At 61.1% G+C, this 12991-nt stretch carries 11 protein-coding genes; 5 read left to right on the top strand and 6 right to left on the bottom strand.

What is annotated here, in order from left to right; genetic code table 11:
- Positions 1 to 95 precede the first annotated feature (95 nt).
- Entirely contained in the window at positions 96 to 539 is a 444-nt protein-coding gene (locus ESZ00_RS00575; RefSeq protein ID WP_129206238.1) for an RNA chaperone Hfq, read from the top strand.
- Between the two features lie 28 nt (positions 540 to 567).
- On the opposite strand, the gene ESZ00_RS00580 is transcribed toward ESZ00_RS00575, so the two are convergent.
- Positions 568 to 1638 carry an L-threonylcarbamoyladenylate synthase gene (locus tag ESZ00_RS00580; protein WP_129206239.1) on the bottom strand — a complete coding sequence of 357 codons (1071 nt, stop codon included), beginning with the start codon at positions 1636 to 1638 and terminating at the stop codon, positions 568 to 570.
- Between the two features lie 86 nt (positions 1639 to 1724).
- On the opposite strand from ESZ00_RS00580, the gene ESZ00_RS00585 reads away from it, so the two are divergent.
- The gene (locus tag ESZ00_RS00585) at positions 1725 to 2309 is read left to right on the top strand and encodes a class IV adenylate cyclase (protein ID WP_129206240.1); all 585 of its coding nucleotides are present in this window, start codon (positions 1725 to 1727) and stop codon (positions 2307 to 2309) included.
- Positions 2310 to 2388: 79 nt separating this feature from the next.
- On the opposite strand, the gene secA is transcribed toward ESZ00_RS00585, so the two are convergent.
- From secA to ESZ00_RS00600, 3 genes are all read right to left on the bottom strand, one after another.
- A complete protein-coding gene (secA, locus tag ESZ00_RS00590; RefSeq protein WP_129206241.1) occupies positions 2389 to 5385 on the bottom strand; it encodes a preprotein translocase subunit SecA in 2997 nt (998 codons plus the stop codon).
- Positions 5386 to 5988: 603 nt separating this feature from the next.
- Entirely contained in the window at positions 5989 to 6945 is a 957-nt protein-coding gene (locus ESZ00_RS00595; protein WP_129206242.1) for a tyrosine recombinase XerC, read from the bottom strand.
- Positions 6942 to 7892 carry a tyrosine recombinase gene (locus tag ESZ00_RS00600; protein WP_129206243.1) on the bottom strand — a complete coding sequence of 317 codons (951 nt, stop codon included), beginning with the start codon at positions 7890 to 7892 and terminating at the stop codon, positions 6942 to 6944. Before ESZ00_RS00600 ends, ESZ00_RS00595 begins: the two co-directional genes overlap by 4 nt.
- A gap of 263 nt (positions 7893 to 8155) precedes the next feature.
- On the opposite strand from ESZ00_RS00600, the gene ESZ00_RS00605 reads away from it, so the two are divergent.
- From ESZ00_RS00605 to ESZ00_RS00615, 3 genes are read left to right on the top strand one after another with little or no spacing between them, the layout of a single operon-like run.
- Positions 8156 to 8890 (top strand): HAD family hydrolase, encoded by a 735-nt coding sequence (locus ESZ00_RS00605; RefSeq protein ID WP_229740857.1) that lies wholly within the window; start codon positions 8156 to 8158, stop codon positions 8888 to 8890.
- Positions 8891 to 9715, top strand: a complete 825-nt coding sequence (locus tag ESZ00_RS00610; RefSeq protein ID WP_129206244.1) for an ABC transporter substrate-binding protein — start codon at positions 8891 to 8893, stop codon at positions 9713 to 9715. It abuts the gene before it with no gap.
- A 12-nt stretch (positions 9716 to 9727) separates the two neighbouring features.
- Positions 9728 to 10156: a (deoxy)nucleoside triphosphate pyrophosphohydrolase gene (locus tag ESZ00_RS00615; RefSeq protein ID WP_129206245.1), complete on the top strand. Its 429-nt coding sequence runs from the start codon at positions 9728 to 9730 to the stop codon at positions 10154 to 10156.
- A 180-nt stretch (positions 10157 to 10336) separates the two neighbouring features.
- Here ESZ00_RS00615 and ESZ00_RS00620 read toward each other — a convergent pair whose 3' ends face one another.
- Entirely contained in the window at positions 10337 to 11575 is a 1239-nt protein-coding gene (locus tag ESZ00_RS00620; RefSeq protein WP_229740858.1) for an NRAMP family divalent metal transporter, read from the bottom strand.
- 95 nt (positions 11576 to 11670) lie between these two features.
- Positions 11671 to 12957, bottom strand: a complete 1287-nt coding sequence (locus ESZ00_RS00625) for a magnesium transporter MgtE N-terminal domain-containing protein (protein ID WP_229740859.1) — start codon at positions 12955 to 12957, stop codon at positions 11671 to 11673.
- Positions 12958 to 12991 lie beyond the last annotated feature (34 nt).

Here is a 12991-nt window from a genome sequence, read left to right on the forward strand (position 1 = left end):
GGTAGGATACGGGTCAAACAAAAAAGCAATCTGCAGCGAAGGCAGGCGACAGCAAAGGGTAAAGCTGCATCCGAGCCTGTAACGAACCCAATTTCATGGCCAATCCTTCTCGCTTTTCCATCGGGACGTTGCACGAAGTGCGTCCTGCTATGACTGCCGTCCCCGACGACCCCGCAACAGAGGCCGCCGCACTTGGCCCGCGCAAGCTTGTCCGCCCCAGGCTGCCGGAAGGCTCCGCACGGCGGAATACAGGCAATCGCGGCGAAAACACCATGCTGACTCACCAGGCTGCGCTCCTGGGCGCACTGGCCGGACATGGACACGATGCCGAAGATGCGCACGCGGAAGCCTTTTACTTCCAGAAACAGATTCAGACGCAGACACTGATGGTCTTTGTGCTCGAGGACGGAGAAGAGATCGAAGGCTATATCGAGTGGTTCGACCGCAGCACGATCAAGGTGCGGAACGGGCGGAAAACCCTGATCTATAAGTCAGCGATCAAGTATCTCTACAAAGCCGGGGAGCGGCACCCTGACTAGAGCAGAATCCGCTAGAGCCGAGCTTTTTCTACTCCGTACGAGCGGCCTTGCGAAGCCGGTCGGCGATGGCAGCGCCGATGCCCTGCTGCTCAGGCAGCGGGCAGAGGATCAGCTCGGCGCCCTCGGCATCGAGCCAGCGAAGGCCGGCAAAGAGACGCCGGGCCAGCTCTTCCGTGTCGCTCCAGCATCCCCAGGCATAACGAATTGCGCTCTCCGGAGCGCCCCACCCCTCGGGCAGCATCAGGCCGAGCTTCTGCGAGCCTGCGGCATGCTGCCGCGCAGCCTCTTCAAAGAGCGCCTGTTGCGCGAAAGCAGGTTCCACCAATAGCAGCCGGGCTCGAGGCGCGTAATGGCGGATTCCCACACCGGGAGACGGCATCGACTCCGGCGTTGCGGCCACCGTGCGCGCGGTCTCGGCGTAGGCAATGGCATTGGGACAAAGCGCACGCACCTGCTCGAGGGTGATCGCGCCGGGCCGATAGATCAGCACAGGCTGTCCAGTCGGGTCCACAACAGTCGACTCCACTCCGTGCGTTGTTTCAGCAGCCGCGCCCTCGGGAAAGCGCAGCTCGAGGATGGCGTCAATGCGGCCGTCAAGGTCTTCCAGAACATGCGCAGCGGTCGTCGGGCTGGTGTGCCCAAAGCGATTGGCACTGGGCGCAGCTACCGGCACCTGCGCCGCGCGGATAAGAGCCTGGGCGACCGGATGCTGCGGTATGCGGACGCCAACCAGAGGGCGGCCTGCGGTGACAGCGTCCGGAATGGCGGCCTGCCGCGGCAAAAGCAGCGTGAGAGGACCGGGCCAGTATGCGTCGATCAGGCGCTTCGCACTGTCCGGAACCGAGGCCACGACCGACGGAAGCCTATCGCGATCGGCGATATGCACGATGAGCGGATCCCACGACGGGCGCTGCTTGGCAGCAAAGATCTTCGCCACCGCCTGGGCGCTCCGGGCATTCGCGCCCAGTCCATAGACCGTCTCCGTCGGAAAAGCTACGGTACCGCCGCCGCGCAGGATGGCAGCCGCAGCGGTAATGGCGCTCCGGGAATCAGGCGAATCGGGAGCCGCGGCTTCGACGATGAGGCGTTCTGTATGCATGCGAATACGACAGGTATCTGCTTATTATCGCCTGCTTATGCTGACTTGCACGTCCAGGAGAGAACGCCGAGGCCTATACTTTTTCTATGAGCGCGGTCGAAATTGAAGTGAAGTTCCGCGTCGAGGACGTAGCCGCACTCCAGGAACGGCTTTCCGGCCTCGGCTTCTCCTGCATCACGCCCCGTACTTTTGAACGCAACATGCTGTACGACACGCCGGACCGCCGGCTGCGCAGCCAGCATTCCATCCTGCGCATCCGTCTCTACGGCGAGCGCTGGGTGCTAACGCACAAGTGCGTGCCGGAGAATGACGATCCCGAAGCCCGGCACAAGCGTCGCGTGGAAACGGAGACGGAGATCGCCGACGGCGAGGCACTGGGTTCGGTCTTCGAGCGGCTTGGCTATGAGCCGGCCTTCGCCTACGAGAAGTGGCGCACGGAATACGCCGATGCAACCGGACATTGCGTTATCGACGAGACGCCGATCGGTGTCTTCGCCGAGCTGGAGGGCCCGGAAGAGTGGATCGACCGGCGCGCGCAGGAGCTGGGACTTGAGCCATCCGTACTGCTGACAAAGAGCTACGGCCGGCTCTTTGACGACTGGCGCAGAGAAACCGGCAGCACCGCCGCCCATCTGACCTTTGCAGCCGTGGGCAGCGAAGCACTGGCTTAGCCAGGTCTCCGAGCAAAACAGAACGGCTGGGCATCGTGCCCAGCCGTTTCGTTCTAGCGCTCCACGTAGGAAGTGCGCTTTATGCCTCACCTGCGCCGTGGCACTTCTTGTACTTCTTGCCCGAACCGCAGGGACAGGGATCGTTGCGGCCGATCTTGTCACTGCGGCGCTGTACGGGCTCGCTGGAGCTGTTGCCACCGCCGGCCATCCGCGCGTGTTCAAGATCGCGCTCCTTGCGGCGCTGGAACTCGCGCTCGATCGAATCGATCGTCGTGGTCGGCGCATCCGACGCAGAACGCCCGGGGAGCGTCGGTGGAGGACGGTGACCGTTTCCGGCGGCTTCCGGTGCCGGCGCGGATACCTCGGCCGGAATCACCTGCGGAGCTGCGGCGGCGACGCGGCGCGGCTGCGTGGGAATGGCAACCGGCTGGCCGTCCGGCCCGACGATCTGCATGAGGAAGAGATAACGCACCGTATCTTCCTGGAAGCGCGTCATCATCCCCTCGAACATGTCAAAGGATTCCTTCTTATAGGCCACGAGCGGGTCCTGCTGGCCGTAGCCGCGCAGGCCGATACCCTCCTTGAGGTGATCCATGTTCAGGAGGTGATCCTTCCACAGGCCGTCAAGGACGCTGAGCATGATCATGCGTTCGTGGAAACGCATCGCCTTCTCGGAGATGAACTCCTCCTTGGCCTCGTAGCGCTCCTTGAGCTTCTCGAAGATGCTCTCGCCAAGCTCGTGGCGGGTCATCTCCCCGTAGCCAGGAATCTCCGTCTCAAGCGGGAATCCGAACTGCTCCATGAGCTTGGTCTTGAGCTCGTCATACTTCCACTGGTCGGGATGGACCTTTTCCGGCGTGTGCTCATCAAGCAGATCACTGAGGATGTTGGCGACATAATCCTCGACGATGAGCTCTTTCTGGTCGAGGCCTTCGAGCAGCTGGTGGCGCAGTCCGTAAACGGCCTCGCGCTGCTTGTTCATGACGTCGTCGTACTCGAGCAGGTGCTTACGAGCTTCGAAGTTGTTGCCTTCGACCTGCTCCTGCGCCTTCTCGATACGCTTGGAAATCATGCGCGACTCAATGGGCACGCCCTCTTCCATGCCCATGCGCTGGAGCAGGGTCGAGACCCACTCCTTGGCGAAGATGCGCATGAGGTCATCTTCGAGCGAGAGATAGAAGCGCGAAGCACCGGGATCGCCCTGACGGCCGGCGCGGCCGCGGAGCTGGTTGTCGATACGGCGGGACTCGTGACGCTCGGTGCCGATGATGCAGAGGCCACCGGCCTCGAGCACCGCTTCGCGCTCCTTCACCGTTGCAGCGGTGAAGGCCTCGTTGGCGGCATTCCAGTTCTGCTCAGTGGTCTCGAACTCCTGCCCCTGATAGTAGAAACGAGTCATGCCCGGCGCAGCCGTGGGATGAATCGAGCCCTCGGCCACGCTGATGGCGCGTGCCGCACCCTTGCGTACCAGATCCTGCTTGGCAACGAACTCCGCATTGCCGCCGAGGAGAATGTCCGTACCGCGGCCCGCCATGTTCGTCGCAATGGTGACCATACCGAGGCGGCCAGCCTGGGCGACGATCTCCGCCTCGCGCTCGTGATACTTAGCGTTGAGCACCACATGGCGAACACCCTTGCGCTGGAGGATCTGTGAAAGGATCTCGGACTTCTCAATGGACGTGGTGCCGACCAGAACAGGCTGGCCTTTTTCGTGGAGCACAGCGATCTCGTCAGCCACGGCGAAGTACTTCTCCTTCGCGGTGCGGTAGACGACGTCGGGGTGCTCGATGCGGCTCATCTTCCGGTTGGTCGGAACGACGACGATCTCGAGCTTGTAAATCTTGTCGAACTCGGTGGCCTCCGTCTCGGCCGTACCGGTCATGCCGGAGAGCTTCTTGTAGAGGCGGAAGTAGTTCTGGAAGGTAATGGTCGCGAGGGTCTGGTCCTCGCGGCGGATGTTCACGCCTTCCTTGGCCTCGACAGCCTGGTGCAGGCCATCGGACCAGCGGCGGCCCGGCATCAGACGGCCGGTGAACTCATCGACAATGATGACCTCCCCGTCCTTAACCACGTACTGGACATCCTTGCGATAGAGCTTGTGCGCCTTGATCGCGACTTCGACGTGATGCTTCAGCTCCCAGTTCTCGACGTCGGCGATGTTGCCGATGCCGAGCAGCTTTTCGATCTTTTCCCAACCCTCGTCGGTGACGGCGATGGTCTTGTGCTTTTCGTCGACGACGAAATCGCCGGTGAGGATCTTTTCCTCGCCCTTTTCGATCTCCTCGCCCTCTTCGAGCGACGAGATGATGCGATTGACCCGGACATACTTGTCCGTCGTCTGGTCAGTGGGGCCGGAGATGATGAGCGGCGTACGGGCTTCGTCGATCAGGATCGAATCGACCTCATCGACGATCGAGAAATAATGTCCACGCTGCACGCAGTCGGTCAGCTCGAACTTCATGTTGTCGCGCAAGTAATCGAAGCCGAACTCGTTGTTGGTGCCGTAGGTGATGTCCGAAGCGTAGGCCTGGCGGCGAGCCTGGTCGTCGAGATCGTGAACGATGACACCGACCGAAAGCCCAAGGAAGCCGTAGAGCTTGCCCATCCATTCGGCGTCGCGCTTGGCCAGGTAGTCGTTTACGGTGACGACGTGCACGCCGTGACCGGCGAGCGCATTCAGGTAGCAGGGCAGCGTCGCAACCAGCGTCTTGCCTTCACCGGTACGCATTTCGGCGATCTTGCCGGCGTGCAGCACCATGCCGCCAATCAGCTGGACGTCGAAGTGGCGCATCTGCAACACGCGGCGACCGGCTTCGCGAACAACGGCAAAGGCCTCGGGAAGAATCTCGTCGAGTACCTGCTTCTCTGCGGCCAGCCGCTCGTCGGCATCGGCGATGCCTTCGACGGCGGCAGCGATGCGGGCCCGGAACTCATCGGTCTTGGCGCGCAGCTGGTCGTCGGAGAGCTGCTGCACCGCCGGCTCGAAGGCGTTGATGGCCTGAACGCGCGGCAGCAGGCGCTTCACCTCGCGCTCATTGCTGGTGCCGAATACTTTGGTAAGTGCACTACCGATCAAAGCGAAATTTCCTCAGCGTATAGTGTAAACGCTCGGCTGCGTGAAGAGCGAGAACTGACCATCCAAGCAGCCACCTTTGGCTTGCAGCTCCTGCTGGCGGCGATTTGATAAATTTCCCCGGGCTTGGCCTGAGCGAATGTTTATGAATGATGCAAACTCATGGGATGGGGTTAGGGCACACTCGCAACACCCGGTCTATCATAGCGTCCATGTTGGCCGGTATGGCGGCAAGTACGTGGTGCTTTCATTCTTATCGATGGTCGCAGCTTATGGATACACAACCACGAATACCTAATCCATATGCTGGATTGACATATCCCATGAACAATCATGGCTGGGTGTTCTATGTTTCAGCCACTCAGAATACTGAATTATCCCTGCTGATCTGTCTTGCCATTTTCTGGTTCACGATTGCGGCAATTCTGAGCAGTGTGAATGTGAATTTGGGCCACCGATCGCCAAAGAAGCAGCCTGCGAATTTGGCACCTCTTCTATGCTTCGGAATCACATCTCTCATTTGGTTTGGCCTTCTTTGGACTTATAGCTCAAAAATCACATCTATATTGATAGCTAAAGGCTTCAGACTGTTTAGCTAATGGAATTTCATTTCGCGCGGGGATGGGTCTGATCGTAGACCTCAGCGACCTTGCCGATGGTGAGCTGGGTATAGCGCTGGGTGGTGGAAAGCCGCTCGTGGCCGAGCAGCTCCTGGATTGCCCGCAGATCGGCGCCCTCCTCCAGCATGTGCGCACCAAAGGCGTGGCGCAGGGTGTGAGGATGCACATCGGAAGGCAATCCATACGTCATGGCGATGCGCTTGACGATGCGGGCAACGGAACGGGTCGTCAGTCGCCCATTGCCACGTAGATGGGTATTGAGCAGCAGGGCGTCCTTGTCGAGACGGGCTGCGGCTTTTGCATTCTCGCGAAAGCGGACGGCCAGCTTTTCCTCGCGCTGCGCCAGATAGGTGCGAAGAGCCGCTGCCGCTGCATCTCCCATGGGCACATACCGCTCTTTGCGCCCCTTGCCGCGGATGAGAATGGCATCGTTGGCCCAGTGCAGGTCGCCGAGATCGAGACCGACCAGCTCGGCATTGCGGATACCACACCCGTATAACAGCTCGAAGATGACGCGGTCACGCTCCAGCCAGGCAACGGTTTCCGCGTCACCGATCGCATCGACCGTCCGGTTCATCTCTTCAATCGTCGGAACGCGGGGCAGATGCTTGGGCAGGCGCGGGGAGGCAACAAGAGCCGCCGGATTCTGCTCGACGTAGCCATTGCGGGCCAGCCATTTGAACCAGGAGCGAATGGCCGCAAGCGCGCGTGCAGCCGAGGGACGCGAGAGCCCTCGGCCATAAAGCTCGCTGAGATAGGAACGAATAGTCTGATGCTCGATAGCCGCAGGTGCCGTTCCCTTGCCGATATTTTTTTCGATAAAGGCAGCGAACTCATGCAGTTCGCGCGTATAGGCACGCTGCGTATGCAGTGAAGCATTGCGCTCCCCGGCCAGCGAGGCGAGGAACTGCTCCACGAGCTTCGTGCTTGATTCGGAGTTCACGACGCCGTCTCCTCTGTTTGCCCTTTCGTACGTGTGGCGCGCCCGCGGGGATGGTGCGAGCGATGCACTTCTTTCAAACGGCCAAGAGCCAGGTGGGTATACACCTGCGTCGTCGCAATATCGGCATGACCGAGAATGGTCTGCACCGTGCGCAGATCAGCCCCACCTTCAACCATATGCGTCGCGCAGCTGTGACGCAGCTTGTGCGGGCTGGCCGTTGCGTTTGAGGACCGGACGAGCTGCCAGATCCATTGGCGGGTGAGCGGCAGGCCGCGTACCGAGAGAAAGAGCCGCCCACGGTCTCGACGAGAGCGGGCAAGCGCCGGGCGGCCGTGCTGAAGATAGGTCTCTATGGCCTCGATGGCGATGCGGCCGAGCGGCACAATCCTCTCCTTATCGCCTTTGCCTCGTACCAGGGCCCGGCCGGCGGCGAGGGAGAGATCGGCGACATTCAGATCGGTCAGCTCGGAGACACGGAGCCCCCCCGCATAGAGGATTTCCAGAATGGCCCGGTCACGCAGCGAGACGGCGTCGGCATGCTCCGCATTGAGATTGGCGCGGTCAAGCATGTCCTTCACTTCGGAGACGGCCAGCGACTTGGGCAGCACCTTCCAGGCTGCGGGCGACTCCATGGTGACGGTGGGATCTCGGTCGATCTTCTTCTCGAGCAGGAGCCATTTAAAAAATCCGCGCAGGCAGGAAAGCTTGCGCGCGGCCGAGCGGGATTCCACGCCGTGGCTGCTCAAGTGCGCAAGGAAACCGGAGACCTGCTCACGGCGGCATGCGATAAGCGCGGTCTGCTCTTTTTCAAGATATTCGGCGAACTGCAGGAGATCGCGCTCGTAGGCCTCGCAACTGAGCGGGCGCAGCCCCTTTTCGATGCGCAAATAGGCAAGATAGCCGCGCAACAACGAGAGATTCGTCTTCGACTCCGCAGACTCGGGCACGGTCTGATTATCGGGGATTCGGGGAAGGAATGCCGGATGTGCGCATCAAGTTAAATACATGCTGCCGCGCGCAGATGATCGCGATCCAGCGTGTTGCGCACAGGCGAGGAAATCGGGAACCCCGTCCAAGAACTGCCTGATTGGGCACCCGGCCTGAGCACGACCAACGGGAGCGGAGGCCGAAGGCGTCCCACGCTGCGCGAAGCAGTTGTAATGCAATTTTCTTCTGTCTCCAGCACAATATAGGGAGGAGCATCTTTATTTTGACGACCGTATCGACATCGCCCGCACGCTATCAGACCGAAGAGTTTGAGCAAGCCGTCCTTTCGCTTTCCCCGTCCATCGCAGTTTTCGACTGCGACGGCACGCTGTGGGGTGGAGACGCCGGCTATGGCTTCATGATCTGGTCGATCGAGACCGGACTGGTTTCGCGCAATGCCGCCGACTGGATCGACTCCCGGTACCGGCAGTACCGGGCCGGTGAGGTCTCCGAGGCGGAGATGTGCGGCGAGATGGTGCAGATTTACGCCGGTCTGCGCGAGGAAGAGCTGCGGCATGCCGCTGAGGAGTATTTCCGCCACCACATCGAAGCGCACATCTTCGAGGAAATGCGCGACCTGCTGGCACGCCTCACGCAAGATGGCGTGGAACTATGGGCCGTAAGCTCGACGAATCACTGGGTCATCGAAGAGGGCGTCAAGCGCTTCGGCATTTCCCCATCGCGAGTACTTGCGGCGCGGGTGCGCGTGGATGACGGGCTGATCACCAGCCAGTTGCTGGCTGTACCCACGGACGAGGCCAAGGCTTCCGGGCTGGTCGAAGCCGGTGTTCCTAACCCGGATGCGGTCTTCGGAAACTCCATCCACGATGCCGCGATGCTGGCGATCGCGCGCAAGGCCTTCCCGGTGAACCCCACCCCTGCGCTCTCGACCATCTCGGCGGAGCAGGGCTGGACGGTCTTCTATCCCAAGGCTGTGCTCGCCGACCAGAAACTCTAAATGCGCATTCTCTCGCTGCAGCCCAGCGTATCGATCCTGCTGCACCACCTGGGGCGGCTCGATACGCTGGTGGCCTGCACGCGGTACTGCCTCGACGCAGTACCGGAGCTGCGCGAGAGACACCTGGCCGGGAAACTGGCCATCGTGCAGGACTCCTGGTCCATCACCCCGGATGAGTTGCTGCCGGTTGCGGCCGACCTCATCGTTGCTTCTATTCCCTACCGCATGGAGTCGCTGGCAGCGATTCTGCGCGCCGGCCGGCCCGTGCTGGCGCTCGCTCCGCACACGCTCGAGGACATCTATCAGGAGATTCGCCTGCTGGCCGGCGTAGTGGGTGAAACCGCAAAGGGAGAAGCTCTGGTAACGGCTATGGATACCACCATCGCCGGCATGCGCGCACGGACGCGGGACTTCCAGCGGCCGCGTGTCTACTGCGAGGAATGGGGTAAACCGATGATCCACTCGCAGATCTGGGTCAAAGAGCTGGTCGAGGCCGCGGGCGGAAGCTTTCTCGGTGAGCCGGGTACCCATACGCAGGCGGAAGACATTGCAAAAGCCGATCCCGATGTCATCGTGATGGCATGGTGCGGCGCAGGCAACCGCGTTCCGCTCGAGCGCGTGGTGGAACAGCGAGCCTGGGAAGAGCTCCGCGCAGTGCGCGAAGGGCGTGTTTACTGCATTGCCGACGAGATGCTGAATACGCCGGCGCCCACGCTGGCCGCAGGATTGGCCGCTCTGGCCCAATGCCTGCACCCTGACGTGTTTGGTACCCTCGCACCCCCTTCCGGCCGACCGCTTTCGCAGTTTCCGCCTCACTGCGTCTAAACTGTAGAGACCATGGAGGAAACAGCAACCCAAAACGGTCAGAAGACGGTGCGCTACGTGGCTGCCGCACTCATCCTTCGGGGTGACGAGGTACTCATCTGCCAACGCCGCCCCGACCAGCCCATGGCGCTCAAGTGGGAGTTTCCCGGTGGAAAGATCGAGGCCGGCGAAACCGCCGAACAGGCCCTGGCCCGGGAACTCGACGAGGAGCTGGCGATCGAAGCGGAGATCGGCGCGCGCATTGCCCGCACCCGGCATACCTACCGCAGCGGCGGAGCGGTGGATCTGCAATTTTTTGCCGTGCACTCTTTCCAGAAGGAAATTGTGAACCGCATCTTTCACGATGTGCGCTGGGTATCGCTCCGCGACCTTATTTCCTACGATTTTCTCGCCGCGGACCGGGATCTGATCCGGGATCTGGCCGCCGGCAAGCTGCTTTAAGTCGTATCCACTCTATAGCTCAGCAAATTGTTGTCATTTCGACTGGAGTAGGACAGCTTTACCGTCCTGCGAAGTGGAGAAACCTGCTGTTCCCCCCTGGTCCAGCGAAAACTACAGGTCCCTCCACTTCGCTACGCTTCGGTCGGGATGACAATGCGTGAGGTGGAGCAAGATTTCCGTCTACGAGCCGCCGTGGATCATCAGCATCACGGACAGGATGCTGACGATAATGGCAGTCACCCAGGCGACGATGTTGAACCAGCGGCTGTTTACGTGCTCACCCATCAGGTCCTTGCGATTGATAAGCAGCAACATGAGCACGATAACAATGGGCAACAAAACGCCGTTGAGGACCTGAGACTCCACCGCCCACTTGATCAGAGGGAAGTTCGGGATCAGCACCACCGCAGCTCCGCCGGCAATGAGGATGGTGTACAGCCAGTAGAAGAAGGGCGCCTCTTTGAACTTGCGGTCGATACCGGATTCAAGGCCCAGGCCTTCGCAGACCACATAGGCCGTCGAGAGCGGAAGCACTGAAGCGGCAAAGAACGAGGCGTTGAAAAGGCCGACCGCAAAGAGGAGAAACGCATACGCTCCGGCGAGCGGCTTCATCGCTGTCGCCGCGTCCGCGGCACTCTGAATAGAGCCGAGTCCGTGCACGTAAAGCGTTGCCGCGCACGCCACAATGATGAACCACGCAACGATATCCGTGAAGATGGACCCGACGATCACGTCGAGCCGCGATGCGGCATAGTTCTTGGCGGTAATTCCCTTCTCGACAATCGAGGACTGCAGGTAGAACTGCATCCACGGGGCGATGGTGGTGCCGATGACGGCAATCACCATGAAGAGATAGGCGTGATTTCCCCACACGGCATGAGGCGGAAGCTTGATCGTGTCCAGCAACGCCGTATGCCAGCTGGGGCCTGAGAGCACCCCGGCGATGATGTACGCGATGTAGAAGACGGACGCAGCGAGAAAGACCTTCTCGACCTTCTTGTAGTCGCCGCGCACGGCCAGAAGCCATACCAGCAGGCTGCAGATGGGTACGGAGATGTATTTGCTGAGCCCGAAGAGCTCGAGGCTGCTGGCGATGCCGGCAAACTCGCCAATTACGTTGCCGAAGTTCACCAGCACCAGCAGCGCCATGATGATGACCGTAACGCGCAGGCCAAACTCTTCGCGGATGAGATCGCTGAGCCCCTTGCCCGTCACCGCTCCCATGCGCGCGCACATTTCCTGCACCACGTAGAGCGAAAGCGTGATGGGGATCATCGTCCACAGCAGCTCATAGCCGTACTGCGCGCCGGACTGAGAATACGTGAATATGCCGTTCGGATCGTTGTCCACGTTGGCCGTGATGAATCCCGGACCGAGGACGGCGAGAAAAAGCAGTATCCGGGTTCTCCAGCGTTTCACGGCAGGCTCCTGAAGCAGTCAGCAGTTAAGGGGTCACGCCTTCGCAGGAAGGCTCTCAGCCGAACATACCAGACACGGACAGCGATTGCTGCTGTCTACCGGTCGGCGCGGAGAAAGGCAATCACGTGATCGGCTTCAATCACCCCTGCGAGACGCCCCTTCGAATCGATCACGGGCAGAGCGCGGAGATTGTATCGATCGAAGAGCTCGGCCACCTCGTTCTCGTGCGCATCTGCAGGGCAGGTATGGAAATGAATCTCGGTAAGGACATCGAGCCGCGTATCGGGCTGGGCCAGGACCATCCGCGCCAGCGACACAACCCCCTTCAGCACCTCATCAGCATCGACGAGATAGACCTCGGTGATGGTCTCGACATCGCCTTCAAACTCCCGCAGAGCCTGGATGGCCTCTCCCACCGAGGCGGTAACAGGCACAGCGACATATTCGGTGGTCATACGGCCGGCAGCAGAATCCTCGCGGAATTCGAGGAGCTCTTCGACCTCCTGCCGCTCCTCGGGGTGCATCTCCTCGAGGATCGCTTCAGAGCGTTCTTCCGGCAGCTCGGCCAGCAGATCGGCAGCGGCGGACGGGTCCATCTCTTCGACGATGGCAGCCGCAGTCTCCGAATCGAGAGATTCGACCATCGAAACCTGCAGCTTGGGCTCGACCTCCTCGAGCGCCTCGGCGGCAACCTCCTCGTCGAGCGTCATGAGGATGGCCTCGCGCTCAGCCGGGGCAAGCTCTTCGAGGATGTCGGCGATGTCCGAAGGATGCAGCTGGGCCAGGCGCTCGTGCTCGATCTTGAGCTTGACGCGGCGGGCGGGATCGACCTCGATCATGTCGACGAAGTCCCAGGGGATGACACGCGGAGAAAAGCGGCTGGCGATCGAATCGATCCCCGGCCGGGGCAAAAGGCCCTGCAGGAGGCGCCGCACCGCGCCGCGCATGCCAACCTCGACTTCGCGCACACGCAGATCCCAGGTAGCGGTCAGATTCCCGGCAGAAGGCGCCTGGGTTGCGGGGTCGAACCACTGCAGGTCCACGTCATTCACGCGGACCACCTTGCGCCCATGGACATCGATGATCTGGCGGTCGAGCAGATCACCGCGCAGCAGGATGTAATTCTCAAAATCGGCAAGCGGGCGGGGTGAAGCCTCCGGACGCAGCTCAAGGGCTCCACTGGGTGTCTGCCGGACATCGGTGGCGGGAACCAGGGCTCGGCCTCCACGCGCCTTGAGGACCAGGCCCATGACGCGGCCGGCCTCATCGCCTGTTCCCACGGCCAGATCCGCCACGCGGCCGCGGAGCTGCCCCTGCGCATCGGTCACCGGGGTGCCGATCAGCGAAGTCAGCGTGATCATGGGCTGGCGTTCCTGCATCATTTTTGCGTGGTCTCCGTTGAAGTCTATACCGATT

This window comes from Silvibacterium dinghuense (assembly GCF_004123295.1).
Lineage (GTDB): Bacteria > Acidobacteriota > Terriglobia > Terriglobales > Acidobacteriaceae > Silvibacterium > Silvibacterium dinghuense.

Bases quoted from the DNA above. Each gene is read 5' to 3' on its own strand.
- ESZ00_RS00625 (WP_229740859.1), bottom strand. From the start codon at position 12,957: ATGATGCAGGAACGCCAGCCCATGATCACGCTGACTTCGCTGATCGGC.
- ESZ00_RS00615 (WP_129206245.1), top strand. From the start codon at position 9,728: ATGGAGGAAACAGCAACCCAAAACGGTCAGAAGACGGTGCGCTACGTG.
- ESZ00_RS00580 (WP_129206239.1), bottom strand. From the start codon at position 1,638: ATGCATACAGAACGCCTCATCGTCGAAGCCGCGGCTCCCGATTCGCCT.
- ESZ00_RS00585 (WP_129206240.1), top strand. From the start codon at position 1,725: ATGAGCGCGGTCGAAATTGAAGTGAAGTTCCGCGTCGAGGACGTAGCC.
- ESZ00_RS00575 (WP_129206238.1), top strand. From the start codon at position 96: ATGGCCAATCCTTCTCGCTTTTCCATCGGGACGTTGCACGAAGTGCGT.
- ESZ00_RS00610 (WP_129206244.1), top strand. From the start codon at position 8,891: ATGCGCATTCTCTCGCTGCAGCCCAGCGTATCGATCCTGCTGCACCAC.